The sequence below is a fragment of the Bacillus sp. z60-11 genome, from assembly GCF_046464135.1.
GTDB lineage: Bacteria > Bacillota > Bacilli > Bacillales > Bacillaceae > Bacillus > Bacillus sonorensis_A.
The window spans coordinates 1,050,867-1,067,744 of record NZ_JBIYSN010000001.1 but is presented as its reverse complement, the minus strand read 5'-3'; the positions used below and the strand labels follow the sequence as shown (position 1 = coordinate 1,067,744).

At 44.0% G+C, this 16,878-nt stretch carries 14 protein-coding genes; 13 read left to right on the top strand and 1 reads right to left on the bottom strand.

All coding sequences use genetic code 11. The features are described from left to right. Positions 1–16: 16 nt before the first annotated feature. From manA to ACINLD_RS05580, 7 genes are all read left to right on the top strand, one after another. Positions 17–961: a mannose-6-phosphate isomerase, class I gene (manA, locus tag ACINLD_RS05610; RefSeq protein WP_077736691.1), complete on the top strand. Its 945-nt coding sequence runs from the start codon at positions 17–19 to the stop codon at positions 959–961. A 357-nt stretch (positions 962–1,318) separates the two neighbouring features. Continuing rightward, complete coding sequence (locus ACINLD_RS05605) at positions 1,319–3,034, top strand: acyl-CoA dehydrogenase family protein (RefSeq protein ID WP_077736692.1); 1,716 nt, start codon at positions 1,319–1,321, stop codon at positions 3,032–3,034. Positions 3,035–3,048: 14 nt separating this feature from the next. After that, positions 3,049–3,957, top strand: coding sequence for an NAD(P)-dependent oxidoreductase (locus ACINLD_RS05600; RefSeq protein WP_077737222.1), 909 nt, complete (start codon positions 3,049–3,051; stop codon positions 3,955–3,957). Continuing rightward, the gene (locus ACINLD_RS05595) at positions 3,941–5,392 is read left to right on the top strand and encodes a CoA-acylating methylmalonate-semialdehyde dehydrogenase (protein ID WP_372709334.1); all 1,452 of its coding nucleotides are present in this window, start codon (positions 3,941–3,943) and stop codon (positions 5,390–5,392) included. The genes ACINLD_RS05600 and ACINLD_RS05595 overlap by 17 nt, the downstream gene beginning before the upstream one ends. 84 nt (positions 5,393–5,476) lie before the next feature. Beyond that, positions 5,477–6,256, top strand: a complete 780-nt coding sequence (locus ACINLD_RS05590; RefSeq protein ID WP_026587292.1) for an enoyl-CoA hydratase-related protein — start codon at positions 5,477–5,479, stop codon at positions 6,254–6,256. A 15-nt stretch (positions 6,257–6,271) separates the two neighbouring features. Further along, positions 6,272–7,327 (top strand): enoyl-CoA hydratase/isomerase family protein, encoded by a 1,056-nt coding sequence (locus ACINLD_RS05585; protein ID WP_077736693.1) that lies wholly within the window; start codon positions 6,272–6,274, stop codon positions 7,325–7,327. A 350-nt stretch (positions 7,328–7,677) separates the two neighbouring features. Then, the gene (locus tag ACINLD_RS05580) at positions 7,678–7,932 is read left to right on the top strand and encodes an HPr family phosphocarrier protein (RefSeq protein WP_077736695.1); all 255 of its coding nucleotides are present in this window, start codon (positions 7,678–7,680) and stop codon (positions 7,930–7,932) included. A 35-nt stretch (positions 7,933–7,967) separates the two neighbouring features. On the opposite strand, the gene ACINLD_RS05575 is transcribed toward ACINLD_RS05580, so the two are convergent. Further along, the gene (locus ACINLD_RS05575) at positions 7,968–8,357 is read right to left on the bottom strand and encodes a MerR family transcriptional regulator (protein WP_077736696.1); all 390 of its coding nucleotides are present in this window, start codon (positions 8,355–8,357) and stop codon (positions 7,968–7,970) included. Between the two features lie 359 nt (positions 8,358–8,716). On the opposite strand from ACINLD_RS05575, the gene ACINLD_RS05570 reads away from it, so the two are divergent. From ACINLD_RS05570 to ppsA, 6 genes are all read left to right on the top strand, one after another. Further along, positions 8,717–9,124, top strand: a complete 408-nt coding sequence (locus ACINLD_RS05570; RefSeq protein WP_026587289.1) for a hypothetical protein — start codon at positions 8,717–8,719, stop codon at positions 9,122–9,124. Positions 9,125–9,568: 444 nt separating this feature from the next. After that, a complete protein-coding gene (brnQ, locus tag ACINLD_RS05565) occupies positions 9,569–10,909 on the top strand; it encodes a branched-chain amino acid transport system II carrier protein (protein WP_142246117.1) in 1,341 nt (446 codons plus the stop codon). A gap of 196 nt (positions 10,910–11,105) precedes the next feature. After that, a complete protein-coding gene (locus ACINLD_RS05560; protein WP_077736698.1) occupies positions 11,106–12,509 on the top strand; it encodes a nitrous oxide reductase family maturation protein NosD in 1,404 nt (467 codons plus the stop codon). A gap of 185 nt (positions 12,510–12,694) precedes the next feature. Then, positions 12,695–13,030: a PadR family transcriptional regulator gene (locus ACINLD_RS05555; RefSeq protein WP_026587286.1), complete on the top strand. Its 336-nt coding sequence runs from the start codon at positions 12,695–12,697 to the stop codon at positions 13,028–13,030. A gap of 1 nt (position 13,031) precedes the next feature. Further along, a complete protein-coding gene (locus ACINLD_RS05550; protein WP_026587285.1) occupies positions 13,032–13,553 on the top strand; it encodes a DUF2812 domain-containing protein in 522 nt (173 codons plus the stop codon). Between the two features lie 230 nt (positions 13,554–13,783). Further along, positions 13,784–16,384 carry a phosphoenolpyruvate synthase gene (gene ppsA, locus ACINLD_RS05545; protein WP_410206943.1) on the top strand — a complete coding sequence of 867 codons (2,601 nt, stop codon included), beginning with the start codon at positions 13,784–13,786 and terminating at the stop codon, positions 16,382–16,384. Positions 16,385–16,878 lie beyond the last annotated feature (494 nt).

Genomic DNA, 16,878 nt, shown 5'->3' with positions numbered 1-16,878 from the left:
CGGGGGAATGATGAGGATGACTGAACCGTTGTTTTTTGCACCCGTTTTCAAAGAAAGAATTTGGGGCGGCACCGCTTTAGCCGCCTTCAGCTATGACATTCCGTCAGAACAAACGGGAGAGTGCTGGGCTTTTGCCGCTCATCAAAATGGACAAAGCGTCGTTTTAAACGGAGAATATAAAGGACTCACACTCGGCGGGCTTTGGGAAAATCATCGGCATTTATTCGGACATCTGGAGGGGGATCGCTTCCCTCTGTTGACGAAGATTTTAGACGCTGATCAAGACCTATCCGTTCAGGTCCACCCAAATGACGTGTATGCGAAGGCACGCGAAAACGGGGAGCTCGGAAAAACAGAATGCTGGTATATCATAGACTGTGAAGAGGGCGCAGAAATCATTTACGGCCATCACGCCAAAACAAAGAATGAGCTGATCTCCATGATAGAAAAGGGAGAATGGGACAAGCTTTTACGGCGGGTAAAGGTGAAGCCGGGAGATTTCTTTTATGTGCCAAGCGGGACCGTGCATGCCATCGGAAAAGGTATTTTGATTTTGGAGACGCAGCAAAATTCCGATACAACCTACAGATTATATGATTATGACAGAAAGGATGCAGCTGGCAACCTTCGCGATCTCCATCTGGAAAAAAGCATTGACGTCATCAACGTTCCATTTTTGCCGGAAGAGCGAACGGTTCAATATGAACAAACAGATGACCTGGCTAGCGCCACTTTAATTGAAGGCCCTTATTTTTCAGTGGCAAAGTGGGAATTAAAAGGAACAGCCTGCTTAAAACAGGAAAAACCTTTTCTTCTCATCAGCATCATCGAAGGACAGGGGCGCGTGATCTCCGGCGAGCGCGAATACGGCTTTCAAAAGGGAGATCACATGCTGCTGCCAAATGGATTTGGTGAATTTGAACTTAACGGGCATACAAAGTGTATTGTATCGAGCATCTAAACATACATCCGTTCACCTTTTTAGAACACCTGTCTTCATACAGGTGTTCTTTTTGTATTCCATCAACTTCTTCCCCAGACCTCCGTTCAATAGCCGCCGTTTTCAGCCGTTGGGACACATCAAAGATGGCATGAACCTTAGGACGTCCGCATATGATTAGAACAATCGTTCTTTTCTTCAAACGGGAAGTGAGCACGGTTCGGGAAAAGAAAAAACGCTTCCTTCCTGAAGAACATCAACCGTAAAAAACACACCAAGAAAAGAAGGCGATGATTCGGTTAAGAAAGATAATGTAAGCGAATTCATCGCCTTTTTATCACAGTTCATATTCATGAATGGAAAGCGAGGAGGAACGTGATGGAAAAAGCAGAACTCCGGTGGAATGAACCCTTGATTTTTCATCATGAAATTGCCGCTGGCCTATTTACACCTGAGGATTTTACTGAGGAAGAGCAACTCATGGCCAAAACGACAGAATCATTTGTCAAAAACGACGTCATGCCCCTTCTTGAATCGATTGATCAGCATGATCACGTAAACGTTAAAAAATTGTTTCAAGAAGCTGGAGAGCTCGGCCTTCTCGGGATCGAGGTGCCGGAAGAATACGGCGGCCTCTCTCTCAACAAAAAGCTGTCAGGGCTTGTGGCCGAGAAAATGGGAGCCGGCGGGTCGTTCAGCGTCTCCTTTAATATTCATGCGGGTGTAGGGACTTTGCCATACGTTTATTATGGAACCGAAGAACAAAAACAAAAATACCTGCCGAAGCTCGCATCGGGAGAATGGATCGGAGCGTATGCCCTGACAGAGCCCAGTGCAGGATCAGACGCTTTAAATGCAAAAACGACGGCTGTTTTGAACAAAGAAGGAACAGCCTGGATTTTAAATGGCGAAAAACAGTGGATTACGAACGCGCAAGTGGCTGATGTCTATGTTGTCTTTGCAAAAACGGCTGAAGGCATGACCGCGTTTATCGTGGAGCGCTCGTTTAAAGGGGTTTCGGTCGGCCCTGAAGAAAAGAAAATGGGGATCAAAGGGTCTTCGACAGCGACCTTGATCTTGGATGATGTCACAGTACCCATCGGGAATGTTATCGGAAAAGCCGGAAAAGGGCATCATGTCGCCTTGAATATTTTAAACATGGCGCGCTTGAAACTCGCCTTTTCAAACATCGGAACTGCAAAACAAGCATTGAAGCTTGCCGTAAGCTACGCCAAACAACGGAAACAGTTTGACAGGCCGATCATCGATTTTTCCATGATTCAAGAAAAGATCGCCGATATGGCGATTTCGATTTACGGAGCGGAAAGTGCTGCCTACAGGACGGCGGGAAACTTAGACAATGTGTTTGAGACTGCCGGTTCACTGGGCGAAAGTTTAAGAGAACTGGCAAACTATGCATCTGAATGTGCGATCAATAAAGTAAACTGCTCCGAAGTGCTCGGCCGGATCGCAGACGAGGCGGTTCAGATTCATGGCGGCTACGGATACATGCAGGAGTATGAAGTGGAACGTTTGTACCGGGATGCGCGGATCAGCCGGATTTTCGAAGGCACAAACGAAATCAACCGCCTGACGATCGCCAAACTTTTGCTGAAAATGGTGCACCAAAACGTTGGCACAAACTTTGAAATCCCGTTAAAAAAGCAGGAAAAACGAAACAGGCAATTCATCTATCAGTCTAACCGGCTTCTCAACAAATCTTTGAATACACTGGCACACGCCAACATTAACATTCAAGAGGAGCAGGAATACTCGCGGCTTATCGCCGACATGAAGAAAGAAATCTATGTGATGGAATCCGCTGTCATACGGACGGAAAAAGCGGTACAAAAAAGCGGGAAAGCTAAAGAACGGCTGAAAGAAATCATGACAAACGTCATTTGTGAAGAAGGCTTCCGCAACATTGAAGAGATGGCGGTGTCTGTCTTAACAGGGCTGAAATCAGATGAAGCCGAAAGAAAGCTCATATTGCAAGAGATTCGCAGCCTGCCTGTCCCCCTCTTCAGCAACCTGTTTATCCAAAAGCGCGAAATCGCAGAAAGAATAGCCGAACATGAGAAATATATTGTGTGAACGGAGTGAAACTTTTGAAAAAAATCGGGTTTATCGGTTTGGGCAACATGGGTCTTCCGATGTCAAAAAATTTGCTTCTGGCAAACTTCATTGTCTATGGTATGGATCTCAACAAGGAAGCGGAGCTGTCCTTTCAGCAAGCAGGCGGAACCATCGGTATCCCGCTTGAGAAGATGGTTGAACAGTGTGACGCGATTTTGACAAGCCTTCCTTCATCAAACGCAGCAGAGGAGGTTTTTTTAGGGGAAAAGGGGCTTGTACACCTGGCTGAACCCGGCATCCTGCTGATCGACACGAGTACGGTCGCTCCCGAATTGAATCAGAGAATTGAAGAGGCGGCCGGAAATAAAGGTGTCGATTTTCTGGCGGCGCCCGTCAGCGGCGGTGTGATAGGGGCGGTAAACCGGACACTCACCTTTATGGCAGGGGGCGCAAAGTCCGCTTTCGAAAAGGCAATGCCTGTATTTAACGCTATGGGCGAAAATATCTTTCATGTGAACGAGAATATCGACAGCGGGACGAACACGAAGCTGATCAACAACCTCTTGATCGGATTTTATACAGCCGGGGTCAGTGAGGCGCTGCACCTTGCAAAAAACAGCAACCTCGATCTTGATCAATTGTTTGACATGCTGAATGTAAGCTATGGCCAAAGCCGCATCTATGAGCGCAACTATAAAAGTTTCATAGCGGATGATCACTATGAGCCGGGCTTTTCTTTGAAGCTTCTATTAAAGGACCTTGGCTTCGCCCTGGATTTGGCTCACAAAAACAACGTGGAACTGCCGGTGAGCAACATCCTCTTTGAGCTTTATCAAGAAGCGGATAAGGGTGGATACGGCGAAAAGGATATGTCTGTCTTATACAAAAAAATCAGTGAGCAAAATAGAGGTGGGAAAACGAATCATGAAAAGCAACATTAAAAAAATGCGGAACAACATCAATGGGGAATGGGTGGATTCTCTTGCTGCCGAAGTCGAAGAAGTGGTTAATCCTGCCAACGGAAAAACAATCGCCTATGTCCCCCTGTCTGTAAGAGAAGATGTGGAGCGCGCCGTACGGGCCGCACAACACGCTTACGAGACATGGTCATCGGTGCCTGTGCCCAACAGGACAAGACGTTTATACAAATACCTGCAGCTTCTTGAAGAACAAAAAGAACAGCTGGCTGACATCATTACGATGGAAAACGGAAAAACGCTCAAGGACGCCCGCGGGGAAGTGCAGCGGGGAATTGAAGTCGTGGAGCTGGCGACCGCGGCACCTACGCTCATGATGGGAGAAGCCCTGCCCGGGATAGCAGACGGCATCGACGGCTCGATCTGGCGCTATCCATTGGGAGTAGTCGCCGGCATTACGCCGTTTAACTTTCCGATGATGGTTCCCCTCTGGATGTTTCCGCTCGCCATCGCCTGCGGAAACACGTTCGTCTTGAAAGCTTCAGAACGGACGCCTCTTCTTGCAGAGAAACTAGTCGAACTGTTCTATGAATCAGGCTTTCCAAAAGGGGTTCTCAACCTCGTCCATGGCGGAAAAGACGTCGTGAACGGTTTATTGGAGAATGAAGAAATCAAAGCGATTTCCTTCGTTGGATCAGAACCTGTCGCAAAATATGTGTACCAAACAGGCACAGCAAACGGAAAACGCGTTCAAGCGCTTGCCGGCGCTAAAAACCATGCGATTGTTATGCCGGATTGCCATCTTGAAAAGTCGGTTCAAGGGATCATCGGAGCGGCATTCGGCAGCAGCGGGGAACGCTGTATGGCCTGCTCCGTTGCGGCGGTTGCCACCGACATCGCCGATGACTTCATGGAAATGCTCGTTTCTGAAACACAAAAGCTGAAGACGGGAGACGGCAGATTCGATGATCACTTTGTCGGCCCGCTGATCCGTGAAGTCCACAAAAACCGCGTCCTTGATTATATTGACAGCGGCATAAAAGAAGGAGCCGCACTAACGGTGGACGGACGCAATCCGGGTGTTCAGGAAGGATACTTTGTGGGAGCCACCATTTTCGATCATGTGAAACCGAATATGAAAATCTGGCAGGATGAAATCTTCGCGCCGGTTTTAAGTGTTGTGCGAATCAAAGACCTTGATGAGGGAATCGCACTCGCCAACAAGTCCAAATTTGCCAACGGCGCTGTCATTTATACGTCAAACGGCAAAAGCGTTCAAAAATTCCGCGACAACATTGACGCCGGCATGATCGGTGTCAATGTCAATGTCCCGGCTCCAATGGCGTTCTTTTCCTTCGCAGGAAACAAAGCCTCTTTCTATGGAGACCTTGGGACAAACGGAAAAGACGGTGTCCAGTTTTACACACGGAAAAAGGTCGTCACCGAACGCTGGTTCTAGCCTTACATTGACAAAGCAGGATCCCTCTAATTCCAGGATAAAGACTTGAGAGGGATCTTTCTATTTAAACTGGAGGGATCAATCATGAAATACGTGACACTGAAAAAAGAACATGGTATCACAACCGTCACATTGAACAATCCGCCGGCAAATGTACTGTCTTCTTCATGCATCGCTGAATTGCGCTCCCTGATTCGAGAACTGGCCCGTGACGAAGATACAAAAGCGCTCATCATCACGGGAGAGGGCCGCTTCTTTGCGGCCGGAGCGGACATCAAAGAATTCGTTTCGAAATTAGGGGATCAAAAACAAGGATTGGCGCTCGCAGAAGATGGCCAGGCGCTCTGTGATGAAATCGAAGCTTTGAAAAAACCCGTCATTGCCGCAATCAACGGACCGGCTCTTGGCGGAGGTCTTGAACTGGCGATGAGCTGCCACTTCAGAGTCATATCTGACGAGGCGACAGTCGGTCTTCCGGAATTGAAGCTCGGCCTGATTCCTGCATTTGGCGGTACTCAGCGGCTCCGCAAGATCACGGATACAGCCGCTGCGCTCGATCTTATCCTCACAAGCCGGACGCTTTCAGCTGATGAAGCAGTAGAGATGAAGATTGCCCAGCTGGCCGTGAAAGGTGAGGAGCTGTTGAAGACGGCAACAGCTATCGCCTCGTCATTTGTAAAAGGAAAAAGCATGACGAGTGTCATGCGTGCAGTGGAATGCATTATCCAGGGCGCAAACGAAAGCATGGAAAAAGCGCTGGAAAGGGAGCGAAAAAGGTTTGCCGAGCTGTTTTTAACCGCTGATGCCAAAGAAGGAATTCACGCGTTCGTGGAGAAGCGTAAACCAGAGTTTCATCATTCATAAAAGGAGTGGATCCAGATGTCAGATGACGTTTTGTGTTCCGTTAATCAAAACGGCGCAGCAACGATCGTTCTCAACCGTCCGAAAGCGCTCAACTCGCTTTCTTATGACATGGTTCGTGTGATAAGTGATCAATTAAAAGAATGGGAGAGAGAGCAAAACGTTTCTGTCGTCGTCATCAAAGGAAGCGGACCAAAAGGGCTTTGTGCCGGCGGTGATATTAAGGCACTTTATGAAGCTCGGTCATCAAAACAAGCTTTGCAAGAGGCAGAGCGTTTTTTTGAAAAAGAATATGAAGTCGACATGGCCGTCTATCGATTTTCAAAGCCGATCATCGCCTGCATGGACGGTATCGTCATGGGCGGAGGGGTAGGCCTGACATACGGGGCCAGCCACCGGATTGTGACGGAGAGAACAAAATGGTCGATGCCCGAAATGAATATCGGTTTCTTTCCGGATGTCGGCGCAGCCTACTTTTTAAACAAAGCGCCCGGGTACTTAGGACGCTATCTTGCATTAACAGCGTCTGTCATCCATGCCGCTGATGTGCTGTATATGAACGGCGCAGACATCTATATGACGAGTGTTGATTTAGAGCGCTTTATTCAAAAAGTGGAGCAGACGAATTGGAGGCATGTCAATATCGAGGAAAAGCTGGAACAGCTAATCGGCGAATTTCAAGCGAAACCGCCCCAGGAGAGCAAGCTCGCTCCTGAACAAAACGCGATTGATCATCATTTTAAGCATGATACATTGGAAAAAATTATTCAGTCTCTCGAAAGCGAGGGGAGCGTTTTTAGTCTGAATGTGAAAAAACAGCTTCTCTCCAAGTCTCCATTTTCATTGAAAATCACCTTGAAACAACTGGCAGACGGCAAACAAAAAAAGCTGGAGGAATGCTTTGCCACAGATCTTGTGCTGGCCCAGAACTTTTTGAAGCATCACGATTTCTTCGAAGGTGTGCGGTCCGTGCTGATCGATCGCGATCAATCACCGAACTATCAGTACAGGCACATTTCAGATGTAACCGATGATGCCGTGAATCAGTTTTTTCACCCCCGAGCTGACCTTTAGATGTCAGCTCTTTTTTTGCGGAAATATTCTCCAATGCAAGACATCGTTCATTGCTGGACGCTGAACAAGGGCGAGATCTGGAACGGTGATTCATTAACGCCGATTGTCGAATAAAGCTTTAGATACATGATTTCAGCTCTATTGCAATGTAAATGGCGATTCTCAATTTCCATTGAGTAAGCATAGAAACCTTGATGGGCCGTGCGCCTTTCAAATTTTTTTGTGGTGAAGGCACTGTTGTTGGCGCCATACTTCATTCACCTAAAAAAACCCCTTGCGTTAAAGCGGACTTTAAGATTTATCCTGTAAATGAAACTGCCTTTATCAAAATAGAAATAAGGTGAAATATAATGTTGGTCACAAAGCCTGCCGTTCGGCTTCCCCGGGGTCTTCAAGCCAGGCATACAACTCTATTTGTCCGCAAAGCTGCAGCATTTACGAGTGAGATCGTACTCGCTAAAAACGGCCAGACTGCAAACGGGAAAGACCTGATGGAAATCATAAATTTAGCGGTTCAAGAAGGAGATAAAATCACGTTAATCATAAATGGAGCGGATGAGCGAGCCGTAAAAGAGACTTTGGAAAAATTTCTTTTAAACTTGTAATGCAAAAGAAAAAAGCTGATGAATCCATTTCACCATCAGCTTTTCATTTCATTTTTTGTCTGGTACTCTTTTTCTAAGCTGTCATAGTAGATGATTTTCTCATCGATTTTTATAAAGGCTCGATCCAAGTCCCTTTGTTTTTCAAGCATTTTTTCTTTATGTTGTTCAAGGATTTGTTTGCGTTTTGGTACGGTCCAATCTCCTTCTCTAGTTAAATTGACAATGTCACGCAATTCCGAAAGCGCAATATCGGTTTTTCGCAAGCATATCACAAGCTCCAACCATGACAAATCTTTTTCTTCAAAAATACGATTTCCATTGGCATCTCTTTTAATAAAGGGGAGAAGACCCTCTTTTTCATAATATCGGAGTGTATGCGTAGGCAAACCTACTTTTTCCGCAACTTCTTTTATCGAATACCCCATCTGATAACCTCCAACTCAACAAAATACACATTGGCTGCGTCAGCAAGCAATATTGTAATCTCCATCATGATTATAGACCTTAAAGTTCACTTTAAAGCAAGCCCTCTAGAAGACCAAAAAGCAAAAGGGACAAAGGACCCTTATGATGAATGGGGAAGATGAATCTTTCCGCGATGGTTAAGGGACAGGAAATTGCGGCAACTCGGACGGCAAATGTGAATACTGCCCTACGGGAGGAAATACGAAAGGGGGATGTGCGGACGTATCATTCATTGGACTGCGACTTGAAAATTTCCAAATTATAGATTATTATAATATTTGTACACATTAACAAAATATGTATTTAGGAGGTTGATAACATGAAATCTGGAAGATTAAGCAAGTATGTCTTGTCACTGTTTATGACCTTCGCAATGGTTCTATCCTTTCATGCCACATCCGCAAACGCTGCATCAGACGGCGCCATAACACCAAGTGAGTGCCCAACATTCATCGTACCCGATGATCACCAACCAACAGTTAAGGTTGGCGAATCCGGCCATTGGAATCTCTATTGTGGCAGTACGAGCGGTGCTCCAATTGATTTTTCAAATGAAGATTTATATGTTTCTGTTGATGATTCGAGTGCTCTAAATGTGTATGCTAATCCAGACAGAAACACACTGGACTACGAAGGACTGGGTAAAGGGAATGTAGAGGTCATGGTTTACTGGGCAAACAAACAACCGGGCACAACATATACATTTTTATTGGTGGAAGTAAAATAATTGCCGCGGCCCGTCATTTTTTCTGAATATCATATGGAACACTCTTATCGAAACCTTGATTGGCTATAGTCGTTCAAGGTTTTTTTGTCATGGCAGGGACTCTCCGCGGGGAAAGCCGCCGCACACCGGATACGCCTCGCTTTATCCGGCAATGTCCGCCGATTCAAACATACCGTTTCGATGGCCGCTCACGATGATCGAGTGTCCCCAAAACATATCGCCGGCAATCCATCAACATATGCGCCTCTAAAATATGCCTCGTTAAAAGGGATTTTGCTTCGTTTTATACTGACTAATTCTTTGACAATGCCGGCAACAGCTACTATAGTGGGATAGTATTGCTGTTTTTTTAATATTTACTGACTATTCAGGACATTTATTTTGAAAGCTATTAACTACTAAATGATCTAACAGTTGCACGTACTAAAAATCGGAGGACTTATGATGGCAAAAAAAATCCCTTATTCTTTTATTATCATTATCGGATTAATGCTGTTTGCATTATTTTTTGGTGCGGGAAATTTAATTTTTCCGCCTATGCTTGGTCAAATGGCCGGAGAGAAGGTATGGACAGCCAATGCTGGATTTTTAGTGACCGGAGTCGGCTTGCCGCTATTAGCAATCACAGCTTTTGTTTTTTCAGGCAAAAATGATTTGCAATCATTGGCCAGCCGTGTACATCCGTTCTTTGGCATAGCATTTACAACCATCCTTTATTTAGCAATCGGCCCTTTTTACGCGATTCCCAGATCCGGTAATGTATCGTTTGAAATCGGAGTCAAACCTTTTTTATCAAATGATGCAGGCCCTGCGGCATTAATCATATTTTCAATTTTGTTTTTCACGGTTGCATGCTTGCTATCCCTGAATCCAAGCAAAATTATTGATGTCATTGGAAAATTTCTGACACCTATTAAATTAACATTTATCGGATTGCTCGTCGCGATCGCTATTATTCAGCCAATCGGAAGCTTTCAAGCGCCGTCTGAAGGATATACATCCAATGTATTTTTTAAAGGCTTCAAAGAAGGCTATTTTACATTGGATGCTCTTGTCGCGTTTGTGTTTGGAATTATTATTGTGAATGCAATGAAAGAGAAGGGAGCCACCTCTAAAAAACAGCTCATGATCGTTTGTGCAAAAGCGACAGCCATTGCTGCCGCACTCCTGGCTCTTATTTATTCCGCCCTTTCATATATGGGGGCATCCAGCGTTGAAAAACTGGGTCTTTTAGAAAATGGAGCCGCGGTTTTGGCTAAGGTTTCATCCTATTATTTCGGCAGCTATGGTGCAGTGTTTTTGGGCTTGATGATTACGGTAGCCTGTCTAACAACGAGTGTAGGGCTGATCACAGCGTGCTCTTCATTTTTTCATGGATTGTTCCCAAACATCTCCTATAAAAAAATGGCGGTCACTTTATCTATATTCAGCACCCTTGTAGCAAATATAGGGTTAACACAGCTCATTAATGTTTCAATGCCTGTATTAACGACTTTGTATCCTATCGCGATTTCTTTAATATTTTTAACATTTTTGCACCCTTTATTTAAAGGGCGGAGGGAAGTATATCAAGGCAGTTTGATATTAACCTTTATCATCAGCCTTTTTGACGGCTTGAATGCTGCCGGCATAAAAATCGATGCTATCAATCAAGTGTTCAATCGGTTTCTCCCGATGTATAACATAGGATTAGGATGGCTGCTCCCGGCGCTTGCGGGAGGAATAGGCGGTTACCTCATTCATTTGCTCCGTAAGAAAAATCACCCTGTGGGAAAATTCAATTAAATCGATGAACAAATGGTCGTAATTTGCGATATTTATAAAAGCCTCTGCTGCGCAGCAGAGGCTTTTTTTGTTCAGTTGCAGCACTCATCGCTGAAGTCCGAGGGATCCTTTCATATTTTTGCGATGGTTTTCCATAAATGGATATTCTATAATTGTGATAGTCATCCATATTATTAAAGAGAAAAGAGTGCTGAAAATGAGAATATGGTATTTTATTTTATCAGCAGGTATTTTATCAGCTATCATCGCTTTAGCTTACGATAAGACAGGAGCGAAAGAAGCGGAACCGGCAAACTGCTTATATGTTTCTCCAGATGGAAATGATCAAAATGAAGGCACGAAAGAAAAGCCGTTTCGTACATTGGCACATGCCGCAAAAGAGGCTGTCCCCGGCACAACCGTCATGATTCGGGAAGGCACATATCATGAAACACTTGATGTGAAGCACAGCGGGACGGACGAAAACCCCGTCACATTCCGAAACTATGAGAATGAAAAAGTCGTGATCAGCGGAGAAGCAGTTACAGACGCAGAATATGAAACACCGCTCGTTCATATTCATGATAAACATAACATTACAATCAGCGGGTTCACGATTCAGGATCTGTCTGTATCATCTGAAGAAGCAACCGCCATGGGAATTTATGTATCAGGCTCCAGCAGTCATATAACCATGAAGAACAATCATATTCGGGATATAAAGACAACAGCAGATGACGGAAATGCCCACGGAATTGCCGTCTATGGCTCGGGCAGCATGAAAGACATTAAGATCGAAGACAATACGGTTGAAAAGCTGACACTCGGAGCGAGTGAAGCGGTCGTGCTGAACGGAAACATTGACGGTTTCACGATCAGCGGCAATGTCGTCCGTGACAATAACAACATCGGAATTGATCTGATCGGTTATGAAGGAACGGCCGATCAAAACGATTTTGTGCGCAACGGTGTCGTAGAAAACAATACAGTTTATCATAACTCGACTTACGGAAATCCCGCATATGGAGATGATTACTCAGCGGGCGGAATCTATGTCGATGGAGGACAAAGGATTGACATTAAGAAAAACATCGTCTACGAAAACGATATCGGCATTGAAGCAACGTCTGAACATAGAGGGAAATATGCTGACGATGTTCAAATAACCGACAACACAGTGTATGAGAACGCGTATACCGGTATTTCAATCGGCGGATACGACAACAAGCGGGGAGGCACCAGCAACTCCGTCATTGCGCACAATATTATGTACCGTAATGATACAAAGGGTCTCTATGGCGGACAGCTTTTGCTGCAATATGATGCAAAAAATAACAACATCGAAAAAAACATCATGACAGCAAGTCATTCGCGAATATTTATTGCAAACGATTTTACGAAGAATGACGAAAATATAGTGAACCATAACGTGTACCATAAGGAAGCCGGTAAAGATGGCTTATGGATTTGGAAAAAGAATGAATACGACTCGTTTTCATCATATCAAAAGGCAACAAATCAAGATCAAGAATCGATTTATGCCGATCCGATGTATCGTGATGAGAAGTCTTATGACTTTACATTGGATCCAGATTCACCTGCTTGGTCAGTCATGAAGTAAAGCGCAATAATTGAATTGCTGAATCCCCCTTTATGGGGGCTTTTTTATTTATGGATAACATTGAATTCACCGGCAGCTGCCTGGTGTTTGTTTTTTAGTCATGATGTATTGACAAATCGGAAGGGAAATTTTATTATATCTATAAATGATATATCAATAATTGATATAATAAATGGGGTGACCACTTGCCTAAGCAGCGTCCGCAAGAAATGGATCAGTTCACCGATCCAGCGTATTACATCGTTTTAACATTACTGGAACCAAAACACGGATATTCCATTATGCAGGAAATAGAGGAGATGACCGACCATTCCTTTATCATCGGTCCGGCTACACTATACACCCTGTTGAAGAAATTACTTCAAGAAGAGATGATTGAACTTGTAAACAATGAAAACCCGCGCCGCAAAGTGTATCGAACAACCTTGCACGGCCGAGAACTGCTAAAGAAAGAAATTCAACGCAGAAGAGTGATGGCTGAACACGGGGAGCTCGCTTTTCAACAATTGAAAGGGGATTAACATGATACAAAAAAAATATATTATGTCCGAAGGCTTGGCTTTTTCAGAGGAAAAAGATATGAAGAAACTCAAATATATGGCCAGCAAAGGCTGGCTGCTCGACTCATTTGCATTTATGGGCTATAAACTTAAAAAAGCCAAGCCGCAAAATGTAACATACAGCATTGACTATCAGGATATTGATGATGACAGCTTTGAGGAATATACAGAAACGTTTGAAGCCGGAGGGTGGACACATGTATGCTCTTCTCATGGAATGCATATCTTCGCTGCAGAGCCCGGGACTGCTCCGATATATACAGATCGATCAACCCTGATTGAAAAGTATAAGAGAAGCGAAACTTCTGTTCGACATGTCACTATTGTCTTGATTTGCTTAACTCTCTTAGCAACAATCCTTCATTACATAACAGGCATATCAAAGTGGGTGCCTTTGACATGCTTCCTCGTGACCTTGCCGTCTGTCCTGACGTTAGCTGCAGCGAAAGGAAGGGTGCTTGGAATATGGGGAAAATCAGTGTGACAATTAGATGATGATGCAGTAACGGAGCCGCTCGAACAATGGTAGCGGGAAATGAAGAAAGAACCTGGTCAAACTATCCAGGTTCTTTTTAGATTGCATAAAAACATACGTGATGATATAATCAGATGATGTGCGTTTCTGATTATATGTTATAGATATCCCATTTTATATTTTAATTGTATCACGTCGCAAAGCTCATGTCAAATTTTTTTTAGAAGGAGAGATGCAGAATGAGTTCTTTGGTTCTCGGTTTTCACGAAATGGAAAAAACACAGCTTTTACTCGTTGGGGCAAAAGGGTTAAATTTAGGGGAATTATCAAAAATTCAAGGACTACAAGTACCAGAAGGATTTTGTGTCACAACAGCGGGATATCAAAAAGCGGTCGAACAAAACGAAACGTTCCAAGCGTTGGTGGATCAATTAACAATGCTCAAAGCGGAAGATCGAGATCAAATTGGTGAAATCAGCAGGAAGATTCGACGACTCATTATGGAAACAGAAATCCCAGCCGATGTGGTGAAAGCAGTTGCCCACTATCTCTCCCAATTTGGCGATGAACATGCTTATGCCGTGCGTTCCAGTGCAACGGCTGAAGATTTACCACATGCCTCTTTTGCCGGTCAACAAGACACCTATTTAAATATCATCGGAAAAGAAGCCATCTTGCAGCATATCAGCAAATGTTGGGCTTCCCTATTTACAGATCGCGCAATCATCTATCGTATGCAAAATGGATTTGACCACAGTCAAGTTTATTTATCTGTTATCGTTCAAAGGATGGTTTTCCCACAGGCATCAGGAGTCTTATTTACCGCTGACCCGATAACTTCCAACCGTAAGCTGCTGTCGATTGATGCCTGTTTTGGACTCGGAGAAGCGCTGGTCTCCGGCTTGGTATCTTCCGATGGTTATAAAGTACAGGAAGGAGAAATCACGGGTAAGCGGATAGCAACCAAAAAATTGGCGATCTATGGACGAAAAGAAGGCGGAACAGAAACACGGCAGATCGCTCCTGATCAACAAAAGACGCAAATACTGACTGATGAACAAATTTTACAACTGGCACGCATCGGAAGACAGATCGAAGCTCATTTCGGCCAGCCGCAAGATATCGAATGGTGTTTGGTCCACGATACATTTTATATTGTCCAGAGTCGGCCAATAACGACTTTATATCCCATCCCTGAAGCGAGCGATCAAGACAATCACGTCTATATCTCTGTCGGTCATCAACAAATGATGACGGATCCCATAAAACCACTGGGATTGTCTTTTTTTCTGCTGACGACTTCTGCACCCATGCGTAAAGCTGGTGGAAGGTTATTTGTTGATGTTACACATCATCTGGCATCACCTGACAGCAGACAATTTTTATTAAATAGCATGGGACAACACGATCCGCTCTTAAAAGACGCACTTACGACCATAATTGAGCGACGAGATTTCATTAAGTCGATACCAAATGATAACACAACACCGAATCCCAGCAGAAGCAATGCAGATATGCCGGCTCCAGCTGAAAACGATCCGACAATCGTTTCTGATTTGATGAAGAGCAGTCAAACATCGATAGAAGAGTTAAAACAAAACATCCAAACGAAATCAGGGTCGGATTTATTTAGTTTTATTCTGGAAGATATCCAGGAATTAAAGAAGATTTTATTTCACCCAAAAAGTTCGGTTGTGATTCAAGCTGCTATGAATGCTTCATCATGGATTAACGAAAAAATGAACGAGTGGTTAGGTGAAAAAAACGCAGCAGATACGCTTTCTCAATCTGTACCCCATAATATTACTTCAGAAATGGGTCTTGCGCTGCTGGACGTCGCAGATGTGATACGTCCTTATCCAGAAGTAATTGCTTATTTACAGCATGTAAAAGATGATCACTTTTTGGATGAGCTGGTTCAGTTTGAAGGTGGACAGGAAATCCAAGACGCTATCTCCGCTTATCTCAACAAATACGGAATGCGATGTGCCGGAGAAATTGATATCACTAGAACTCGATGGAGCGAAAAACCAACTACACTTGTCCCTATGATTCTTAATCATGTCAAAAACTTTGAGCCTAATGCCAGCCATCGGAAATTTGAGCAAGGACGGCAGGAAGCTTTGAAGAAAGAACAAGAATTATTAGATCGGTTGAAGCAATTGCCGGATGGTGAACAAAAAGCCAAAGAAACAAAACGAATGATCGACCTCATCCGGAATTTCAGCGGGTATCGGGAATATCCAAAATACGGCATGGTGAATCGCTACTTCGTTTATAAGCAGGCTTTGCTGAAAGAAGCCGAACAACTTGTAGAAGTAGGCGCTATTCATGAAAAAGAAGATATATACTATCTCACTTTTGAAGAACTTCACGAAGTCGTACGCACAAAAAAATTAGATGACCAGCTCATCAGCAAACGAAAAGACGAGTACAAATTATATGAAAAACTAACTCCGCCGCGTGTAATCACGTCTGATGGCGAAATCATTACAGGCGAGTACAAACGAGAACATCTCCCGTCCGGAGCGATTGCAGGTCTGCCTGTTTCCTCCGGAGTGATAGAGGGGCGAGCCCGTGTCATTTTAAACATGGAAGATGCTGATCTGGAAGCTGGAGATATATTAGTCACCTCTTTTACCGATCCTAGCTGGACACCATTGTTTGTATCCATAAAAGGCCTGATCACCGAAGTCGGTGGATTGATGACCCATGGAGCCGTTATCGCCCGCGAATATGGGTTACCGGCAGTAGTCGGAGTAGAGAATGCCACCCAGCTGATAAAGGATGGGCAACGAATTCGCGTTCATGGAACAGAAGGGTATATCGAAATATTGTAATGGCTGTCTATTGCAGCTAAGGAAAACGAGAGTAAAAAATTCACTTTACTCGCAGGAATCCTGCTTGAAAAAAAGCTCAGACATTTTCAAACAATATTTCTCCCCGAAAGTCTAGATTTGAAATCGTCGAAAACTTTCTTTGTCGTTATTAGTGTTAAGAACCATCTAATTCGTTTCCATATTTATGGAGTTTTTTAATTTTTGGATAAACAACTCTGTCACTAAAAATGACAGAATTATATATCCATGATGTGCGATTGACAGAATTTTATGTACATGATGATCGGTAACGCCGTATTACCTAAAATTTGAGATTCACGGTCATTTTTACTTTAATATAGCGGTTGGCTGGTCGGCTAAAGTAAGTCAGCCAAGGTATGCGTGTAGCATATAAGAAACAACAAGCCCGCAGAGATCATACACCGAATAATCTTTTTTCAAATTATATTTTTGGTGGAGTAAGGGAGGTAATTAGATGGTTCATCTTGAAATTG